The following is a 19,876-nucleotide window of genomic DNA, read 5'->3' as shown; positions in this document are numbered from 1 at the left end:
TACGGTCGCCGTGATTCTTTTAGCTTGATCAAGAGCTAAGAGAATCAAATGAGAGATTATCAGAGTTTGACCCATACGACATGGGACTGTAAGTACCATGTCGTATTTATTCCAAAAAGAAGGAAGAGAGTGATATTCGGAATGATACGAAAACACCTGGGAAAAGTATTTCACGAATTAGCTGCACAGAAAAACTGTCAGATAGTAGAAGGATGCCTGATCATGTACACATATGCATTAGTATTCCCCCGAAGTACTCGGTATCTTACGTAGTAGGATATATCAAAGGGAAAAGTGCCATATCGATTGCGCGGAGATTTATGGGGAAATCGAGGAATTTCACGGGTGAAAATTTTTGGGCACGTGGTTATTTTGTATCCATGGTAGGATTAGATGAAGAGATGGTCAGAGAATATATTCGGCACCAAGAGAAAGAGGATGAGCACTATGATCAACTCAAGCTTGGTATGTCGATGCCACCTTTAGGTGGCGCCAATTCTTGCCCCTTTGAGGGGCTAACAGTAATAAGCCTCCGGCTTTGCCGGAGGTGATTTAACTACATACACTGATGTCATTGAAGTACCGAACCGTAAGCTAAAACACTTATTAATATTTGATTTTGATTTCAATTTTACGTGATAGCCGGGGTAATCAGTTTATCATTTTATGTTCATGAGGCAGAATCAGTTCTTCTTGCTGCTGAATCTCCCACATATGGGCATAAATACCATTTATCGTAAGAAGCTGTTGATGGGTTCCGCGCTCGGCTATGTAGCCATTATCCATGACTAAAATTTGATCAGCATCAATAATAGTAGAAAGACGATGTGCAATAACGAGCGTAGTACGATTCTTGGCTAATTGCTTCAATTCTCTTTGTATTTTTTTCTCTGTTTTTGAATCTAGCGCTGATGTAGCTTCATCAAAAATAAGTATGGTTGGTTTTTTGAGAATTGCACGCGCAATAGCAATCCGCTGTTTTTCACCGCCAGAGAGCTTAAGCCCTCTTTCGCCGACTTGTGTCTCATATTGATCAGGCAGACTTTCAATAAAGTCGTGAATATGTGCTGACTTGGCTGCAGCAAGGATTTCTTCATGGGTAGCATCTGAGCGCCCATAAGCAATGTTGTAGAAGATGCTTTCATTAAATAAGACGGTATCTTGCGGCACAATCCCAATCATTGCTCTTAGGCTTTCTTGTGTTACGTTGCGTATATCATGATCATTAATAAGTATCCTGCCATTAGTGACATCATAAAAACGGAAAAGCAAACGTGCGAGCGTTGATTTTCCTGAGCCACTAGGTCCTACCACTGCAATAGTGTGTCCAGCAGGGATACTGAAATTGACATCAAACAAGATTTGGCGATTGATTTCATAGCTAAAGCCCACATGCTCAAACGTAACAGTAGCAGAATTGGCTTGAAGTTCAATCGCGTTTGGTTGATCCGTTATTTCTTGGCGCTCGTCCAATAAACTGAACATTTTTTCCATGTCTGCCAGGGAATGCTTGATCTCACGATAAACGAAGCCAAGGAAATGTAAAGGCATATAAAGCTGTAATAGAAAAGCATTGACTAAAACCACATCACCCAATGACATTTCTCCAGTGATGGCTTTATCGGCTGCTAACAGCATCAGGAAGGTCATTCCAATTGCAATAATAGCGCTTTGCCCGCTGTTCAACGCGGCCAAAGAGGTTTGGTTGCGAACTGCTGCTTTTTCCCATTGTTGTAAGTGCTCATCATATCGCTGAGTTTCCAAGGTTTCATTACCAAAATATTTAACCGTTTCGTAATTCAGTAAACTGTCGATCGCCCGGGTATTAGCCTTGGAGTCCATATCGTTCATGGTGCGGCGGAAAATCATGCGCCACTCGGTGACGAAGAGCGTTAACGCAATATAGGCTAGCAATGTGAGCAGGGTAATGATAAAAAACCAGATATCATACCGACTAATTAGAATGAGCATGACCAACCCGATTTCCAGTAGGGTAGGCAGAATATTGAACAGCATGAAATTCAATAAGAAAGATATACCACGCGAACCGCGCTCGATATCGCGTGATACTCCGCCGGTTTGTCGTGCTAAATGAAAACGTAGTGATAAGGCGTGTAAATGACTAAAAACTTTGATGGCTATGCGTCGGATTACACGCTGTGTGACTTTGGCAAAAACAGCATCACGCAGTTCGCCAAATAAGGTACTGCAAAAGCGTAAAATACCATAAGTAATTAAAAGAAATAACGGTAAGGTGATTAGGGGTTGATTAAGCGTATCAATAATTTCTTTCAGTACTAAAGGCACGCTGACGTTGGCAAGTTTGGCCAGAAGCAGTAACATTAAAGCAGCAATGACTCTCCCTTTGAATTCCCATAAATAGGGCAAGAGCGAGCGGATAGTTTTCCAATCATGACGGCTGGAAGGTAATTTATTCGAAGGTGTGGCGCGCATGAGTTAAAGGTTTTTTTCCAATCTAATCTCGAAAATTATAGAAGGAGAATTGACAAATGGAGATTACTTGTTATCGCGATACTGAGATCAAGCGGGAATCTCATTTTCTACCTGCTAGCACTTATAACCTAGCACGCCAGCTACTTACTCGTTGTGCTGATAATTATCTATTTGTTCCCATTCGGTCCATGCAGTATTTGGCTATTCTGGACAAGGAAGAATTCATTTTTATCGATGGCGAACGTAAATGCTGGATTGACATTGCATGGCAGAATTTCCACTCCCAAGATCGCACTAATCTTAGTCAGCCGGTAGCATATGAAGTCGTTTATTATGGAGAGAATCAAGCAGATATTATGCTAAGGCTTCAGAAGGAATTTCCAAAAGCATTGCAATTACTTGCCGATAAGCAGGTCCCCAAAACACCTGCGCGAGTAATCAAATTTCCTGTCGCTCAAAGTTAAGGACTAAGTGCTCATCACGTGTTCGTGGTGAGCACAGGTTTAAACGCACTTTCTATTTACGTTCAGTCATCCTCACCCAGTTCTGCATTCCATCCTTTACTTTTTGCAATATCGATAATTTCTGAATAAAGCTTAATATGCCGTTGTTGTAAATCAGCTGGTAAGCGGCTAGGCAAATGAGCATATGGCTCCCATGCGGCATAAACTTTTTCATATAGATTCTGCATTTGCGACTGGCTCCAGCCTGCACATGTTTCCGATTCTGGCAAGATGCCAAAAATCCAGGCATCGATGACGATGCGTCCGAGATGGGTTAGACCACCATGTGTATCTTCATTAATGCCCACGTAAAATTGTTCGTTCATCCTACTGATAAAAAAGCATAAAAGTATGTGTAGTATTTCCTAAATGAAAAATTTACCGAGTTAATCCAGCATAAAGTAACGGTAATTTTTCTGGCAATCTCTCTACATGATCAACTACCATATAATTACGTGCACCAAAGATACGTGAAACATACTGATCGGCACGCGGATCCAAGCTCATGCAATAGGTGATTATGTCTGCACGACCAGCTTCTTCCACAGCTTTTTTAGTATCATAACGCAGATACTGAGGATCACGCACATCAATATCTGCAGGCTCGCCATCGGTAATGACCAGTAATAGTTTCTTGCTGGATCGTTGTGATTTCAGGTAATAGCTGGCATGTCGAATAGCGGCGCCCATACGCGTCGACAGCTGTCCTGCCATGCCTGCCAGCTTGGCTTTTGGAATTTCATTATACGGCTGATCGAAATCTTTATATCGATAATACTCCACATCATGCCGGCCGTCTGAACAAAACCCATGAATTGCGAAGGGGTCGCCAATTTTATTGATGGCGTCGGCGAGCAATACAGTCGCTTGGCGGGTTAAGTCCAGCACTGAAAAGTCCTGCCCAGAGACTTTATCATTTGTGGATTCCGACAAATCAAGCAGCACTAAGACGGATATATCACGTATTTTACGGACAGAGCGCATCATGATACGAGGATCAGGTTGCAGGCCCATGCGAATATCAATCGTGGAATGAATCGCTGCATTGATATCGATTTCGTCGCCATCTTCCAGTTTTCTGATGCGTTGCACCCCTTGTGGCTGCATGGCGTCGAGCAAAAATTTCATACGCGAAATCTCACGCTTATATTGAACAGCAATGTTATCAATTGTTTGAATATCGCCCCATTTAGCCCGTTTTTCCTGAACCGTGACCCATGCAGGGCGTTCCAACTGAATCTGGTAATCCCATTCTGAGTAATGATAGGGTGGGGAAACAGGTTCTTTACCTTCCAGTTCGTTGTAAGAAACGCCGCTATCTTCATAAGGAAAGAGCTCTGTTCCCATCACCCAGATTTCCTGGGCATCATCCCCAGCCGTTTCAACATCGACTTCATTAGCCAACTCCATGACGCTGACGTACTTGCGTATTTGTTTGGGCTCTTCATAGCCGGCGGTTAGCGATTGTTCAAAATCGAATTCTTCAAACTTCCAGAAATAGCGATTATCGTCCAGATAAGGTGCTGTCAAAATATCGGTGCGGGGATTGAACGCGATTCTCTTGTCCATGATCTTGTGGGCAAGCTGGACGCCGATGTCCCAAGAAGTCTGATTATTTTCCAAGCGCCCCTGCGCTTGAGTAAATAAAGAACGGCCTTCCATTACCCACTCATCGTTATCCTCATAAGTAGGATCGAGCAGTGCACGTGCCAACCGATTGAGAAAATCACCGATTGTAGTTTTCATGTCAGGCGTCGCATCGTGCAAGCTTGACCAGATCTGGCGCAAACCTGGGAAGCGCTTGATTGAGAGTGCTTCTACTCTGGCATCCTCAATAACTGAGATAACCGCCATTTGTAACGGATTCAGAGCCTCGGCAGAAATAGGAGATTTCGTTTCTACCAGATGCGCTGCTGCATGAGCAGCTGCAGCACGGTATACTTCACTTGCTGCAATTTCACCATGAGCGTCATAGGCATCAGGTAGATGAATAAGGTAATTTTCAATATAAGGTCGATAGCCTTGACGGGTTTCATAGTCTCCTGAGGTAGGGCGCATAAAGAAATCACGAGCCCACAAAGCACGTAAGTAAATGTTGATGCGGCGCTGGATATCAACAAATAGCGTGCCTTTTCTTTCTTTTTGGAGAACTGCCTGTGATTCCTTTGAGCTTAAACTGAAATACTGGATCTGTTCCTCGTAATTGGTGCGATGAGCATGTGCTCCCCATAATGCCCATCGACGCAGGCCGCCAAGCGTTAGTTGGCCGAGTAAAACATCGAGTTTATCCAGCATCGGACGAACGCCACGAGGTGCCTGAGCAACGAGAGTGCTGACAAACTGAAGATAGTTACGAAATAAATCTGCGTCGCCAAGTCTCTTGGCTGCAGTAGCCGCTGTTGCAATGATAAGTTCAATCACGGCTCCAGAAGTTTTTGATGCAAGCATCAAGGCCGTGGTTGCAAGGTCACTGATGACATCTTCACCGACTTCTTTAGCAACCTGCGGAGCTTCACCAACCCATGTGTCCACCAGTGAGCGTCCACGTCCAAGTCCTTGCAGAGCAGCCGCTCCTTTCAAGTAATTATCAAGTCCTCGGGGCGAGAAAACTTTAGTCGCATCATGCCAAGTATTCTCAAGCAATGACATAGATTCTGATGGCAATGATTCCAGTAACTCTTTGTAGTCAGTCAGGTTAACGCTCATACCGTATCTTGTAAAAATGAGTCTAAAGAAAATGAATTTCTTATTAGAAAAAGGTCGCTACGGCTGCATCCAGTGCATCGCGCATATCAGGATCATCCGTGATAGGGCGAACGAGTGCTACGCGGCATGCAGCGTGAGCTTCCACACCCTTGGCAATCAAGTTACCTGCATAGATCAGCATGCGAGTAGAAATCCCTTCGTCCAGTCCATGACCTTTTAAGTTGCGGGCACGTTCCGCGATTGATACTAACTTGGTGGAGATGGCTTTATCAATACCAGATTCATGTGACACAATTTCTGTTTCGGTGTCATGATCCGGATAATTAAAATCCAATGCCCCAAAGCGCTGCTTGGTAGATTGTTTCAGATCTTTCATCAAACTCTGATAACCAGGATTGTAGGAAATAACTAGCTGAAAATCTGGATGTGCATTGATTAACTCGCCTTTTTTTTCTAAAGGCAATATCCGGCGGCTGTCGGTTACAGGATGGATGACGACAGTGGTATCCTGCCTGGCCTCAACTACTTCGTCCAGATAACAAATCGCACCATAGCGCGCAGCAGTGGTCAATGGTCCATCTTGCCACCGTGTACCTTGTGCATCCAGCAAGAACCTTCCCACCAAATCAGAAGCGGTCATATCTTCATTACAAGCTACGGTAATAAGGGGTTTCTTGAGTTTCCATGCCATGAATTCAACAAAACGGGTTTTACCACAGCCAGTAGGACCCTTAAGCATCATCGGTATCCGGGCTGAGTAAGCTGCTTCATACAGCGTTACTTCATCAGCAACCGGATGGTAGTAAGGTTCATTTTTGATCAGGTATTGCTCGATAGCGTCGCTCATTTCATTCTCCAGCGTTAACACGTAAGGCGTAGATCATATTCTTGATAATTCAGTACAAAATAAGACCCCCGTTACTTTTCAGCAACGGGGGCTGATAAAACGGATATCCCGTGCTGTGCGATTAAACAGTTTTACCGCGGTAAATAACCATCGCTGTGCCCTGGCTTTGGGAGAAATTATCATAACCAACCAAGCGAACATGATTATTTGGGTTTGCTTTGTGGCACGCTTCAGCCTCTGCAAGAATACGATCTACATCCGTTTCACCGAACATAGGTAATTTCCACATATACCAGTAATTACTCATGAGGTATTCTGGCTCAGTGTGCTCGACCGCAGGGTTCCAGCCTTTGCTCACGATATACTCAACTTGTTTCCTGATTTGCTCCTCGCTCAATGCAGGCAGATAGGAAAAGGTTTCAAATTTCCGGCTGGCTGGATCGCTCAGACGACTCTTATAATCAATCATTTCAGACATTCTTAAACTCCAGATAATCAGTAAAAGTTTCTCTGAATCATCCTAATTCAGAGAAACAAGTAGGCTACTTATTTATGTGCTACGTCCAGCTTGTCGACAGTATCGAACTCAAACTTGATCTCTTTCCATGTTTCCATGGCGATCTTAAGTTCTGGGCTGTGTTTGGCAGCTTGAGTCAGAATAGCTTTGCCTTCCTTCTCAATTGGTATGCCTTCGTTACGGGCTTCTACGCAGGCTTCCAGCGCTACGCGGTTTGCTGCAGCACCTGCTGCATTACCCCAAGGATGTCCTAATGTTCCACCGCCAAATTGCAGGCATGCATCGTCACCAAAAATTGCAACAAGCGCTGGCATGTGCCAAACATGAATTCCACCTGAGGCAACTGGAAATACACCAGGCATAGATCCCCAATCCTGATCGAAGAAAATACCACGGCTACGATCTTCCTTGATAAAGGATTCGCGCATAATGTCAATCCAACCCAAGGTCGCTTCACGATCACCTTCCAGTTTGCCGACCACAGTTCCGGAGTGCAGATGGTCACCACCGGATAGACGTAAGGCTTTAGCTAATACGCGGAAATGGATACCATGATGAGGGTTGCGATCCAGTACGGCGTGCATAGCACGATGGATGTGCAGCAGCATGCCATTATTCCGGCACCAGTTAGCCAGACCTGTGTTTGCAGTGAAACCGCCTGTCAGATAGTCATGCATAATGATAGGTGCGCCCAATTCCTTGGCAAATTCAGCACGTTTGTACATTTCTTCAGGGGTAGGCGCCGTTACGTTCAGATAATGGCCCTTACGTTCACCGGTTTCGCGTTCTGCTTTGTGAATGGCTTCCATCACAAATTCAAAACGTTGGCGCCAACGCATGAAAGGCTGACTATTAATATTTTCGTCGTCTTTGGTGAGATCCAAGCCGCCGCGCAGGCACTCATAAACAGCGCGACCATAATTCTTAGCAGAGAGGCCTAATTTAGGTTTAATAGTGCAACCTAACAATGCACGACCATACTTATTGAGCTTGTCACGTTCAGCTTGAATACCATAAGGTGGGCCACCACAGGTTTTTACAAAGGCGATCGGGAAGCGCACATCCTCAAGACGTAATGCACGAATTGCTTTGAAGCCAAACACGTTACCGACTAGTGAGGTAAATACATTAACGACTGACCCTTCTTCAAATAAGTCAATCGGATAGGCAATAAATGCATAGAAACAAGTATCATCGCCAGGCACGTCTTCGATATGGTAGGCGCGTCCTTTATAGTAATCCAAATCGGTCAATAGGTCAGTCCATACTGTCGTCCAGGTTCCAGTGGAGGATTCAGCAGCAACTGCCGCTGCTGCTTCTTCACGGTCAACACCGGGTTGAGGAGTGATTTTGAAGCAGGCCAGGATATCGGTATCTTGAACGTTATAGTCGGGTTCCCAGTAGGTTTGCCGATATTCTTTAACACCGGCACTATAGGTTTTAACAGCCATCTTACTATCTCCTGTTAGTGGGAGTCCTGCCTATAATTCCTCCAGTTAGAGAAAAAAACAGGACGAAATGTTATTAAAAAAAGACTATTCGTAATTCAGTAACTACTATATTAAGAATTAAACATAAGAGCAAATTAATAATTTTGATGATTATGATAAGATATTATTTATATATCAAATAACATCTTTATTCACTCCCAATTTAGTCTATGTTGCATATTACTCTTCGTCAATTGAAAGTATTTGAATCGGTCGCCCGTCATTTAAGTTTTTCTCGGGCTGCCGAGGAGCTGTTCCTGACGCAACCTGCTGTTTCGATTCAGATCAAGCAACTTGAAGATAATGTAGCGCTTCCTTTATTTGAACAAATGGGCAAGCGGATATACCTGACTGAAGCAGGGCAGGAGTTGTATCAGTATAGCCGTGCGATTGCACAGCAATTGGCTGATATGGAGCTTGCTCTGGATGAGTTGAAAGGATTGGAGCGAGGTAAATTGAATATTTCAGTAGTGAGTACGGCTAATTATTTTGCTCCCCACTTATTAGCCAAGTTTTATCAGCGCTATCACGGCGTGACAGTGAGCCTTAACGTTTCTAACCGAGAAACTGTACTAAAACATTTGGCAGATAATTTAACTGATCTGGCAATTATGGGACAACCTCCTGAAGGGTTGGATATCATTTCTGAATCTTTTATGGAAAATCCACTGGTCATCATTGCGCCGCCTAATCATCCCCTGTGTGATAGGCAGCAAATTCCTGTAAAACGCCTTGAACAGGAAATTTTTCTGGTACGTGAGCCGGGGTCTGGAACACGCAGTGCGATGGAGCGGTTTTTTGCAGAACAGCAGATCAAAATCCACAAAGGGATGGAGGCGGATACTACTGAAGCAATCAAACAAGCCGTTCAAGCAGGCATGGGGTTGGGTATCATGTCACAACATACAATCGAATTGGAGTTGGAGGCAAACCGACTCAAAGTGCTGGATGTACAAGGGTTTCCAATTATGCGTCATTGGTATATCGTACATCGCAAAAATAAGCGTTTTTCAAATGTAGCGAAGACATTCAAGGATTTTTTGCTGAGAGAAGCATCAGGTTTAATGCCCTGAAAGAATTGCGAAGGATAAGCTACACTTGGCAAGCATTTAAAATTACTTGCTTAAGGGTGGTGAGTTTACCATGGAAAAAATGTTCAGCCCCTGGAATGACGATCACAGGAATTGTTTGCGGTGTGGCCCACTTAAGAATAGAGCGCAGAGGAACAATATCATCCTGGTCACCATGTACGATGAGTACGCTATCTGCATGATTGTTGACAGCGGGCGCATTCAGGCGATCAACAGAAGGTGCGATGAGCACCAGTTTGTGGGGGGTAAGTTGTTGGGCGGCGAAGGTTTGTATCGCTCCACCGAAGGAAAAGCCAGCGAGTAATAATGGTAATTGATAGGGGGCAATGTCATATTGATGACGGATAGCTTGAGCGACCGCCAGCACATCTTCCACTTCGCCAATACCTTCGGCATAATTCCCTTCGCTCGCACCCACTCCTCTAAAATTGAATTTAACGGTGATATAACCTGATTCAATCAATGCCTTAGAGAGAATATATACGACTTTATTATCCATATTGCCATGGTAAAGCGGATGTGGATGAGCAATGATGGCAATTCCGCGAGGTTTAGAAGCTGGAACTAAGACCACCGTTTCCAGTTTGCCAACCGGGCCGTTAACAAATGACTTATGTTCAATCGATGTTTTCAAATCTATCTATCTGATGAAAGTAGATGCGGCAAAATTCAAATTTTTAGACGTTCAACAATACGGCCGTTGATCAAATGCTCATTAATAATCTCATCAATATCTTCCTCGTCAATATAGGTGTACCAGATATCTTCCGGGTAAATCACAATGACAGGTCCTTCGTTACAACGATCAAGGCAGCCAGCATTGTTAATGCGGATTTTTCCTTTACCACTCAAGTTAAGTGCGCTAATACGGTCTTTCGCATAATCACGCATTGCTTGGGCGTTATGATCATTACAGCAGGCTTCACCAGCTTTGCGTTGATTGACGCAGAAAAAAACATGTTTATGATAATAAGTCATCGGAGCAATCTCAATTTGATTTCAATTCATAACTGGCTATGCTGCCATCTCTGTGTGTAATTCAATACTTGAGGCATTATGGAAATTGCTTTACCAAGATAAAGGATTGATCAGAGCTGACGTAGGCTGACATCATTAATCGTATTATACGATTAATTAGCAAAGCACTAAATTACATGGCTACAACTTTAAGAAGCACTATAACCTTATCATTCAAAAATAGGAGTTAGCAAATGTAATTTTTTTATTTTAAATATAGAGCTGTGTGAATACCAGGGCAGCAAGCAGGGCCGCGAGCAATACGGCTACTAAGGCAAGCAAACGGCTTTGTTTTTTTTCTTGCGCGACCAGTTCAGTGAGTCTCTCTTCCATTATTTGAGCACGCTCTTGGCCTAGCTGATAGTGTATTAAGCGTGGAATTTCTGGCAGCATCTTCGCCCAGTTAGGCGCTTCTTTTTGAATATGGCTTTCCAGGCCACGCCAACCCATTTGCTCCGACATCCAGCTTTCCAAAAATGGTTTTGCTGTTTTCCACAAATCAAGATCAGGATCAAGATCACGCCCAAGCCCTTCAATATTGAGCAGGGTTTTTTGTAATAAGACAAGTTGAGGTTGAATTTCTACATTAAATTGACGTGAGACCTGAAACAATCGCAACAAGACACGTCCGAAATAAATTTCCTTCAGCGGCTTATCAAAAATGGGTTCACAAACAGCGCGAATACTCGCCTCAAAATCGTTGACCCTTGTATTTCTTGGAGCCCAGCCTGCTTCGATATGTGCTTGTGCTACTCGTCTATAGTCACGGCGAAAGAAGCCTAGGAAGTTTTGTGCGAGATAATTTTTATCCTCATCACTGAGCGTTCCCATAATGCCAAAATCTATTGCAATATAGCGCCCATCCAATCCAACAAAAATATTACCTGGGTGCATATCGGCATGAAAATAACCATCCCGAAATACTTGCGTAAAAAAAATTTCAACGCCGACACGTGCTAGCTGGGGAATATCAATACCATGCTTACGAAGTACCTCGACATGGCTAATAGGTATACCCTGTACACGTTCCATAACCATGACTTCTGAATGACAATAATCCCAATAAACTTCTGGCACGAATAGTAAGGAGGAGTCTAAGAAATTGCGTCGCAATTGACTGCAGTTGGAAGCTTCACGAACTAGATCAAGCTCATCTGCCAAATGACGTGCAAATTCTATTACTACCTGACGTAACTTTAAGCGTTTACCATCTGGCCAGATTGCTTCAAGTAACCATGCACCTGTTTCCATCAAGGCAATATCATGCGCAATGACAGGTGCGATATCAGGGCGTAAAATTTTAATGGCAACTTTCGTGCCATCATGCAAAGTTGCAAAATGAACTTGAGCGACTGATGCGCTGGCTACGGGTTCTTTCTGAAATTTAGAAAATACTTCATCGATTGGTTTTTCATAAACTTTTTCTAAGGTGGCAATGGCTAAATTTGAAGGAAACGGAGGGACTTGATCCTGAAGTTTTGCCAGTTCATCAGCAAAATCCTGAGCTAATAAATCCCGACGAGTCGAGAGCATTTGACCAAATTTGACAAAAATAGGCCCCAATTTTTCCAGCGCCAGACGCAAACGCACTGCGCGGGGTAATTTGAGACGTGCCCTGAAAGGCACTAACGTGAAGACTGGTCTCAGTAATCGCAAACGAGGATGGCTAAGTAAAATGTCATCTAAGCCAAAACGAAATCCGATTAGAATAATTTTTAAGAAGCGAAAAATAAGCATTTATTCTTATGGCTGACAAAGAACCTGAATAATAGATCGATTAGATGACTAATTATTATTCACTCTTTTCCAAGTCGCTTTATTACTCCCTATTTATAAAGAAATATTTTTTTCTGCTTTGACGGGTAATAAACTAATTAAACGATAAATTCGTTTTTCCAGGTGTGTCACGTGATCTTGTAATGAATTTAATTCAGTAGTAAAGCGATCCATGTGAAATTGGTTGGGTAAAATAGATTTTTCTTCTGTAAGATATTCGGTCAGCACTTGAGGTAGATTATGCATGCTTTCTGATTGCCAATGAATTAAATCTTTCCCGGTTTCAACCAGGCGGTGAGCAAGCACATCGCCAAAAATGACGCTTATATCTTGCTCAATATCCCAATGCAGATTTTTGGCAGTGGATAGTAATTCATTCGCAAATAAAGTATCTCCCGTAATCTTGATTTCATGAAAAATGTTTTCATCGTGAGAAATCAGACGAGGTAGCAAGCTTGGCGCGACACTAAGGGTAGTGTCTGTGCTGGTACCAGCCGGCGGGGCTATGGCTAATTTCCCATCAGTTTGTATCACTATGTTCACATCAACGAGTGGGAAAATGGAAAGATGGAAAGATTTCCCTGCGAAAGATTGTAGACGCCTGCATGCCCATGATTCTCCGTCTAATACATGATTAAAAGCAGCAATGGCAATAGATGGTAACATAAGTAATTGAATAATTATAACTTGCTAGTCATGCTGCGCAAGCGATGAGGTTGTTTTTAAGCTAAAGCTTGCTTATCTTATCGTAGAACTTATTGTGATAACGTAATTTCGAATTAATTTTATCCAAAATGGTTAAAACACGTATTAGTGGATATTGTTTCAGGATTGATTTGAATTATTACTATAATTACTAAGCTTACTAAGCTCTGTGCCATTATATGGATCTAACCGGCTACTTCCCAATCTGTTGATGATGACTTCAGAAATGGTCATATCATCATGTTTTGCTAATTCGGAAAGAATTTGCCATGCTGTATGCGTTATACTGATAACTTTAAGTGGTGATCTATGCTTTTGACTTTCAATGCGATTCCTTTCAATACAAATTACATTTATTAGCTGTACCCACTGGGTTTCATTCAACCATTTTTGGCACCATTTATTAAGTGTTATAGAATCGTGTTTCGCATCTCGATATTCACGCTCAGCACTTAGGCGTTGAGTATCATCTGCAGTTAACCAATATGATTTACTCGCTATCTGATCATCAATAAAGTTTACCGCAGTATTTTTATCCTGTTGCCTGATGATATATTTCTGATCGGCCATGTTTTTTGTTATGAGTTGGTATCAACATGATGAAAGTCCTTATTGGCATATTACAAGCCAACATAACGATTTCGCAAGCGATTTTTTATTTGAATTTATAGTAAGGAGATAGTGTTCTTTTTAAGAAATGTGTAAAATTGAAATTGGTTTCAATTATTTTCATTTTAAGTAAGATCGGGTAATTCAGTGGCTCTTTTCGTTCAAAAATATGGTGGGACATCGGTTGGTAGTACCGAGCGTATCAAAAATGTAGCCCGACGTGTTGCTAAATACTATGCTCAGGGTCACGAATTAGTGGTAGTAGTCTCTGCTATGAGCGGAGAAACTAATCGCCTAATTACATTAGCTAAAGAAATTCAAACTAATCCTGATCCTCGTGAATTAGATGTAATGGTTTCTACTGGTGAACAAGTTACCGTTGCATTATTAGCGATGGCATTGAAAGAGCTTAATGTTAAAGCCAAGAGTTATACAGGCGCACAAGTTAGAATATTAACTGATAACGCATACACCAAAGCACGAATTCTAAAAATAGATGAAGACAGGATTCGATCTGATCTTAAAGCGGGATACGTTGTGGTAGTTGCCGGTTTTCAAGGCATTGATGAAGCTAATAATATAACTACGCTAGGGCGAGGGGGGTCGGATACTACTGGCGTGGCGCTTGCAGCAGCGCTTAAAGCTGATGAATGCCAGATATACACAGATGTTAATGGTATTTATACCACCGATCCTCGTATCGTACCAGAAGCAAGAAGATTAAAAACAATTACCTTTGAAGAGATGCTCGAAATGGCCAGTCTCGGTTCTAAGGTATTACAAATACGTGCAGTTGAATTTGCCGGCAAATACAAAGTTAAGCTCAGAGTGCTTTCTAGCTTTGAAGAAGAAGGAGAAGGCACACTGATTACTTTTGAGGAAAATCATAATATTATGGAACAGGCTGTAATTTCAGGCATTGCTTTTAATCGCGATGAAGCAAAAATAACCATACTGGGTGCACCAGATCATCCGGGTGTTGCTTACCAAATTCTTGGTCCTGTCGCTGATGCCAATATTGGCGTGGATATGATTATTCAGAATGTAAGCCACGACGGAACTACTGATTTCTCCTTTACTGTTAATCGTAGCGAATTTACCAATACAATGGGTATATTGAAGGATAAGATTTTGCCTCATATTGGTGCACGAGATGTCATTGGTGGTGATAAAATTGCTAAAGTCTCAGTAGTAGGTGTGGGCATGCGTTCGCATGCGGGTATTGCTAGTAAGATGTTTCGTGTCTTGGCTGAGGAAGGAATTAATATTCAGATGATTTCAACTTCAGAAATTAAGATATCAGTAGTAGTGGACGAGAAATATATGGAACTTGCAGTCAGGGTTCTGCATAAGGCTTTTGATCTAGATCGGGCTCAATAAAGCCGCAAAAAATCATAAAAAATTTGACCTGACATTTTTAACCCGTTATCCTTGCGGCTCTCAAGGAGAGATGGCCGAGTGGTCGAAGGCGCTCCCCTGCTAAGGGAGTATAGGCTCAAAAAGCTTATCGAGGGTTCGAATCCCTCTCTCTCCGCCACTTATCTATGTAAGTGACTGGTTATGGATGAAATATAATCTATTAGATATTTCTACCGTACCTACTACCGTACTGTCGTACAACCTGACTACATATCACTTATAAAAGCTCTGAAATTGATCTGACAGTTTCGATAATTAATCTTAAGTGGAACTGACATTGATGGTTAAGGGTTCGATCCTTTGTAGTAAGCCATAATGGCCTAATCTCAAGCCAACTATCAGCGTAGTAACTTTCCACACTACGTAAAAATACTTTTTCGTAAGGCTGACTACCGATGAATTGCTTTCGTTCACTGACGATCATGATATTTACCATTATTCCAGCGGGAAATAGCTTCCTCAGCTCGGAAGCGCCCGATGAACAATATTGAAGTTGGCAAGAATGTTTTTGTTCTCGAGCTGCTTAGAGGATTTTTTTCCATAATACTGGGAGTCTTTGAGCGGAATGGATACCGTTCTCCTCGGTGATTAATAGTTCAACACCAAGATGTCAATGGGCCAGTTGATGCTGAACATTTTTCTACCTTTTGCCCAGTTCGAGCGTGAAGTTACCGACGAGCGTATCCCTGATGATCGCCGTGAGTAAACGGAAGGGTATGTTGATAATGGGGGGGCACCGGCTGTGATGTTGACAATCGTCGACTGGTACCGAACGAATATGAAGCCAAGATTATATGTCATTCCATTTCTACTTCATAAGTGAAATAATAGTAGCAACTTATGAAAGGAAGTATAGTGATGGCACGAGTGGCAAGTGGTAAAGAAGTTTTGGAACAAGCAAAGACACTATTGGTTAATGCCCGAACAATAGAAGAATTAAAGCAAGCACAGGCTGTAGTGCTACCTTTGGAGCTTGGCTTATCAATGGAGCAGACAGCTACCGCTATAGGTACTTCAATAGGCTGGGCGTGCCAGCTTCGAAGGCGTCTTATTCGCAATGGCGGCATGCGTGACACAACCAGGCCCACCCGTGGTGGACGACGGCGCCAGAATCTTTCCCGTGAAGAAGAAGTTACCTTTCTGGCGCCTTTTATAGAAAAAGCATCGGCAGGAGGTATTTTGATTATGAGCGAAATCAAGCAGGCATTGGACGCCCGCTTAAAGCGCAAGACGTCGCTCGCCGCCACCTACAGCCTGCTGCACCGCCATGGCTGGCGCAAGTTGGCTCCTGACAAGCGTCATCCCAAAGCAGACGTGCTCACTCAAGACGAGTGGAAAAAAAACTTCAAGATACCCTCACAGGAATTGACCAGGAGTGGCAAGCAGAAGGACAGCTGCGCCTGATATTTCAGGATGAAGCCTGCTTTGGGCGTGTTTCTGATACACGCCGAGGTTGATGTCCCAAGCCTATACGACCGCTATGTCAAGCAATCATCACTCAGGAATAGGTCTATGCTTATGCCGCTGTCTTTGTGGCTGATGGTGAACTGGATACGCTTATCCTGCCTCAGGTTAATAGCGATTGCAGGCAGCTATTTCTGGATGAGGTAGCGTCGCGTGTCATCCCAATGACAGAATGGTTCTAGCGCTCGATGAGGCAGGCTGCCACCCTACTTACCAGAGCTCAATCTTATGGAGAATATTTGGGATGAGCTACGGGAGAAATCATTCCATAACCGTGTATTCGACAGCTTGGATACACTTGAAAATCACCTGGAAGCAGCAATGCGCGACCTGTAAAAAGATCGTGAGTGTGTCCATTCCATCGTTGCTGGCCTTGGATTATAAATTCACTTATGAAATGGAAATGGAATAACTACCAGTTAATCGATGTTTGCGTTGGTGGATGTGAATAATTTCTACGTCAGTTGCGAGCGCGCCTTCAATCCGTACCTGGTCAACCGGCCGGTGGTGGTGCTCTCGAATTAGACTCCTGCATAACTGGTTATTTGGATAATTTCGTATCTTTAAGTCTTTGATTTTATAAGCACTACATATAAAGAAAAACTCTAAAAATCTAGTTATGCAGTGGTCTGCGAATAATGATGGTTGCGCGGTGGCATGTTCCAACGAGGCCAAAGCGATCGGTGTCAAAATGGATACTCCCTGGTTCCAGCTCAAGGATTTGGCCAAGCAGCATGGCATCATTGTGCTTTCGTCCAGCTATACGCTCTACGGCGATATGTCTGACCGAGTGATGACCATCCTGCGTGATTTTAGCCCCGATGTCGAGGTTTATTCCATCGACGCATGTTTTCTGGGTTTACAGGTGTTAGGCAAACTCTGGCCAGCTGCTACGGAGATGGGCTAGTCGATACGTAACCGTATACATCAGTGGACCAGCTTACCAGTGTGTGTGGGCTTTGGCGCCATCAAGACATTGGCTAAACTGGCCAACCATATCGCCAAGAAGCAGCCCGAATTCAATGGCGTATGTGATCTCGCCGCGATACCCTCCAGCCAATTGGATGCGTTGCTAACGGCTATCGAAGTGGGTGAGGTATGGGGCGTGGGGACAAAGTATCAGCCAGCATTTAAATGCAACAGGTATTTATACCAGAATCGCATATATCAATCTTTAACCTAATAACAGCTATTTATATTTAATGTTTCTTTGATATATATCAATTTTTAACCTGAAATTTTTTAATTATTAGACATAATTTTCACATTTTTTGCACATTCTTATGTGTATTATAAATAACTTTTATATAAGGACTCTCGCCATGGCAGTGATGATTGTTCCAATGAATTGTACCGCTATTGTTGTAGTGCTTTTAGCAACATTCGCGCTGCTCTTACCAAGCAATGATGCCAATGCCCTACCGAGCTTTGCACGACAAACTGGTATGCCGTGTAGTTCTTGCCATGTGCAGTCTTTCGGCCCAAACCTTACTCCTACTGGTAGGAACTTCAAATTACGAGGATATACCGCAGTTAAAGCAGACAAGAATGATAGTGCGCGATTTATCCCACCGATATCCGCGATGATACGTGGGTCATTTACTCATACGAACGAAGGTCAACCCGGTGGAGCTTCTGAGCGCTTTGGCTCCAACAATAATGGGACCATAGATGAAGCAGCCGTCTTTTTGGCCGGCCGCATTGCTCCCAAGATAGGAACCTTCATAGAAGGAACTTATGATGGCGTGGAAGATAAATGGCTACTCGACAATACCGAAATTCGCGCGGCAGATCATTCAATTTTGTCAGGCAATGATTTTGTTTACGGTGTCAGCGTAAACAATTCACCTACCGTTTCAGATCTCTGGAATACCACACCTACATGGGGTTTTCCTTGGGCCTCATCTGAACTTGCGCCAAGCCCTTCAGCAGGCGTATCTTTAATTGACTCGCTTGGAGGCCAACTTGTCGGAGCCACCGCATATACCATGTGGAACAATCTTTTATACGTTGAAGGAGGCGGATATACCAGCCTGCCAAAAAATATTCAGAAAGGAATTGGAACGTTTGACGAGGAAGCAAACAAAATTAATGGAGGCGCACCTTATTGGCGGGTTGCGTTACAGAAGGACTGGAACGGGCATTATACTGCAATTGGACACTTTGGCATGCAAGGTAATGTCAATCCACAGCGCCTTAAAGGTGCAGGTACGGATCAATTCACCGATTTTGGCTTCGATATAACATATCAGTATCTGGCTAACCCCACCCATATTTTTGAGCTCAACGCCACTTATATACACGAAGAGCGAGATCTTAAAGCTAGTGCGGCTCTAGGTCTGGCTGAAAAAAAACATGGCAGTCTCGATGTCGTTAAACTCAGAGGCGCCTACACTTTCCTTCAAACTTATTCGCTCAATTTAGGCTATGTTCAAAATGCGGGAACTTCAGATAACATCATATATGCAGCAGAAGATCCTATTAGTGGCAGTATGGCTGGAAGACCCAATAGCCAGGCATTTATGGCCGAAGTAAGCTATACCCCATTTGGGAAAAGCACTTCTCTTTTATCTACCCTTGCAAACCTTAGATTGGCTGCCTTATATACGCATTACTTTAGATTTAATGGCGGCAACACGAATTATGACGGTTTTGGGCGTAATGCAGCGGGTAATGACTCCATTTATCTGAATGCTTGGTTGGCATTTTAAAAAACATATTGCACCATAATTTTTTCCGAAAAAATTATTTGTGAGCCCAAGTTTGAGATCACTGATAATAAATGATATTGCTGAACTAGTACATTTTTTGTATTAGTTCAATCATTCTGTCTCTGATGTATTTAAATTTTGATTGTCAACCCATTCAAGAAATCGAAGCCCTTCGCTTGGCAGTATGATTATATTCCATTAAGTTGAAATTTGCTCGAGCGATATAGTACCCCCTATAAATTGATCCTAGTTTAGGAATGACCTATCCGATATCGTTTGGCCGAAAAGTATTATCTGTTCGAGAGAAGGAAAATCTTACTATCGCGCAAGTAGCGAGGCGTTTCTGGTAGAGATGTGGCCGGTGTGACGCGTTGGATCAAGACTCCCGATCCCAGTACCGGCCGCAACAAGCCTGCCTACCAGGATCAACATGGAGATATTGGCGCAGGACGTCAAGAATTATCCGGACGCATATCAGTACGAGCGCGCCAAACGGTTGGGTGTCAGCAAGCAAGGCATTAATCATGCTTTAAAGCGTCTGAGTGTGACTTATAAAAAAAAGCCTGT

Annotated in this window: 20 protein-coding genes, 1 tRNA gene and 2 pseudogenes; 12 read left to right on the top strand and 11 right to left on the bottom strand. The window is 43.1% G+C overall.

Annotated elements, in window-relative coordinates; genetic code table 11:
- Nucleotides 1-48 precede the first annotated feature (48 nt).
- Nucleotides 49-473: pseudogene (tnpA, locus tag BM283_RS12745) on the top strand (IS200/IS605 family transposase); the annotation flags it as partial.
- A 178-nt stretch (nucleotides 474-651) separates the two neighbouring features.
- Here tnpA and BM283_RS12740 read toward each other — a convergent pair.
- Entirely contained in the window at nucleotides 652-2,454 is a 1,803-nt protein-coding gene (locus tag BM283_RS12740) for an ABCB family ABC transporter ATP-binding protein/permease (RefSeq protein ID WP_090693693.1), read from the bottom strand.
- Between the two features lie 56 nt (nucleotides 2,455-2,510).
- Here BM283_RS12740 and BM283_RS12735 point away from each other — a divergent pair, with 56 nt between their 5' ends.
- Nucleotides 2,511-2,918 (top strand): hypothetical protein, encoded by a 408-nt coding sequence (locus tag BM283_RS12735; RefSeq protein WP_090693690.1) that lies wholly within the window; start codon nucleotides 2,511-2,513, stop codon nucleotides 2,916-2,918.
- Nucleotides 2,919-2,980: 62 nt separating this feature from the next.
- On the opposite strand, the gene BM283_RS12730 is transcribed toward BM283_RS12735, so the two are convergent.
- From BM283_RS12730 to BM283_RS12710, 5 genes are all read right to left on the bottom strand, one after another.
- Nucleotides 2,981-3,283, bottom strand: coding sequence for a hypothetical protein (locus BM283_RS12730; protein ID WP_090693689.1), 303 nt, complete (start codon nucleotides 3,281-3,283; stop codon nucleotides 2,981-2,983).
- 52 nt (nucleotides 3,284-3,335) lie between these two features.
- Entirely contained in the window at nucleotides 3,336-5,663 is a 2,328-nt protein-coding gene (locus BM283_RS12725) for a nitric oxide reductase activation protein NorD (RefSeq protein WP_090693686.1), read from the bottom strand.
- 43 nt (nucleotides 5,664-5,706) lie between these two features.
- The gene (locus BM283_RS12720; RefSeq protein WP_046850590.1) at nucleotides 5,707-6,510 is read right to left on the bottom strand and encodes a CbbQ/NirQ/NorQ/GpvN family protein; all 804 of its coding nucleotides are present in this window, start codon (nucleotides 6,508-6,510) and stop codon (nucleotides 5,707-5,709) included.
- Between the two features lie 121 nt (nucleotides 6,511-6,631).
- Nucleotides 6,632-6,988: a ribulose bisphosphate carboxylase small subunit gene (locus tag BM283_RS12715; protein ID WP_046850589.1), complete on the bottom strand. Its 357-nt coding sequence runs from the start codon at nucleotides 6,986-6,988 to the stop codon at nucleotides 6,632-6,634.
- Between the two features lie 68 nt (nucleotides 6,989-7,056).
- Nucleotides 7,057-8,478: a form I ribulose bisphosphate carboxylase large subunit gene (locus BM283_RS12710; RefSeq protein ID WP_090693684.1), complete on the bottom strand. Its 1,422-nt coding sequence runs from the start codon at nucleotides 8,476-8,478 to the stop codon at nucleotides 7,057-7,059.
- A gap of 209 nt (nucleotides 8,479-8,687) precedes the next feature.
- Here BM283_RS12710 and BM283_RS12705 point away from each other — a divergent pair, with 209 nt between their 5' ends.
- Entirely contained in the window at nucleotides 8,688-9,590 is a 903-nt protein-coding gene (locus BM283_RS12705; protein ID WP_090693682.1) for a LysR family transcriptional regulator, read from the top strand.
- Nucleotides 9,591-9,609: 19 nt separating this feature from the next.
- Here the strand turns inward: BM283_RS12705 and BM283_RS12700 are convergent, their stop codons facing one another.
- From BM283_RS12700 to BM283_RS12680, 5 genes are all read right to left on the bottom strand, one after another.
- Nucleotides 9,610-10,242: an alpha/beta hydrolase gene (locus BM283_RS12700; RefSeq protein WP_090693681.1), complete on the bottom strand. Its 633-nt coding sequence runs from the start codon at nucleotides 10,240-10,242 to the stop codon at nucleotides 9,610-9,612.
- 35 nt (nucleotides 10,243-10,277) lie between these two features.
- Nucleotides 10,278-10,586 carry a (2Fe-2S) ferredoxin domain-containing protein gene (locus BM283_RS12695; protein WP_090693678.1) on the bottom strand — a complete coding sequence of 103 codons (309 nt, stop codon included), beginning with the start codon at nucleotides 10,584-10,586 and terminating at the stop codon, nucleotides 10,278-10,280.
- Nucleotides 10,587-10,835: 249 nt separating this feature from the next.
- Nucleotides 10,836-12,362 (bottom strand): ubiquinone biosynthesis regulatory protein kinase UbiB, encoded by a 1,527-nt coding sequence (gene ubiB, locus BM283_RS12690; protein ID WP_090693675.1) that lies wholly within the window; start codon nucleotides 12,360-12,362, stop codon nucleotides 10,836-10,838.
- 93 nt (nucleotides 12,363-12,455) lie between these two features.
- Nucleotides 12,456-13,067 carry a ubiquinone biosynthesis accessory factor UbiJ gene (locus BM283_RS12685; RefSeq protein WP_090693673.1) on the bottom strand — a complete coding sequence of 204 codons (612 nt, stop codon included), beginning with the start codon at nucleotides 13,065-13,067 and terminating at the stop codon, nucleotides 12,456-12,458.
- Between the two features lie 159 nt (nucleotides 13,068-13,226).
- Nucleotides 13,227-13,676: a hypothetical protein gene (locus BM283_RS12680; RefSeq protein WP_090693671.1), complete on the bottom strand. Its 450-nt coding sequence runs from the start codon at nucleotides 13,674-13,676 to the stop codon at nucleotides 13,227-13,229.
- Between the two features lie 186 nt (nucleotides 13,677-13,862).
- Here BM283_RS12680 and BM283_RS12675 point away from each other — a divergent pair, with 186 nt between their 5' ends.
- The 9 genes and pseudogenes from BM283_RS12675 to BM283_RS20610 form a co-directional block, all read left to right on the top strand.
- Complete coding sequence (locus tag BM283_RS12675) at nucleotides 13,863-15,095, top strand: aspartate kinase (protein ID WP_090693669.1); 1,233 nt, start codon at nucleotides 13,863-13,865, stop codon at nucleotides 15,093-15,095.
- A 64-nt stretch (nucleotides 15,096-15,159) separates the two neighbouring features.
- Nucleotides 15,160-15,252: transfer RNA gene (locus BM283_RS12670), tRNA-Ser, on the top strand.
- A 722-nt stretch (nucleotides 15,253-15,974) separates the two neighbouring features.
- On the top strand, nucleotides 15,975-16,538 hold the full coding sequence (locus BM283_RS12660) for a winged helix-turn-helix domain-containing protein (RefSeq protein ID WP_090693667.1): 564 nt from the start codon (nucleotides 15,975-15,977) through the stop codon (nucleotides 16,536-16,538).
- A gap of 258 nt (nucleotides 16,539-16,796) precedes the next feature.
- A complete protein-coding gene (locus BM283_RS12655) occupies nucleotides 16,797-16,934 on the top strand; it encodes a transposase (RefSeq protein ID WP_302848297.1) in 138 nt (45 codons plus the stop codon).
- Nucleotides 16,935-17,024: 90 nt separating this feature from the next.
- Nucleotides 17,025-17,131: pseudogene (locus BM283_RS20615) on the top strand (hypothetical protein); the annotation flags it as partial.
- Nucleotides 17,132-17,217: 86 nt separating this feature from the next.
- The gene (locus BM283_RS20055) at nucleotides 17,218-17,505 is read left to right on the top strand and encodes a Y-family DNA polymerase (RefSeq protein ID WP_254776355.1); all 288 of its coding nucleotides are present in this window, start codon (nucleotides 17,218-17,220) and stop codon (nucleotides 17,503-17,505) included.
- A gap of 39 nt (nucleotides 17,506-17,544) precedes the next feature.
- Nucleotides 17,545-17,781, top strand: coding sequence for a hypothetical protein (locus tag BM283_RS20050; protein ID WP_254776354.1), 237 nt, complete (start codon nucleotides 17,545-17,547; stop codon nucleotides 17,779-17,781).
- 139 nt (nucleotides 17,782-17,920) lie between these two features.
- Nucleotides 17,921-19,309 carry a cytochrome C gene (locus BM283_RS12645; protein ID WP_254776353.1) on the top strand — a complete coding sequence of 463 codons (1,389 nt, stop codon included), beginning with the start codon at nucleotides 17,921-17,923 and terminating at the stop codon, nucleotides 19,307-19,309.
- A gap of 430 nt (nucleotides 19,310-19,739) precedes the next feature.
- On the top strand, nucleotides 19,740-19,876 hold a 137-nt coding region (locus BM283_RS20610), incomplete at its 3' end, for an IS630 transposase-related protein (protein ID WP_217646521.1).

The organism is Nitrosomonas sp. Nm34, assembly GCF_900113925.1.
Taxonomy (GTDB): Bacteria; Pseudomonadota; Gammaproteobacteria; order Burkholderiales; family Nitrosomonadaceae; genus Nitrosomonas.
This window is presented reverse-complemented; position numbering and strand designations above follow the sequence as displayed.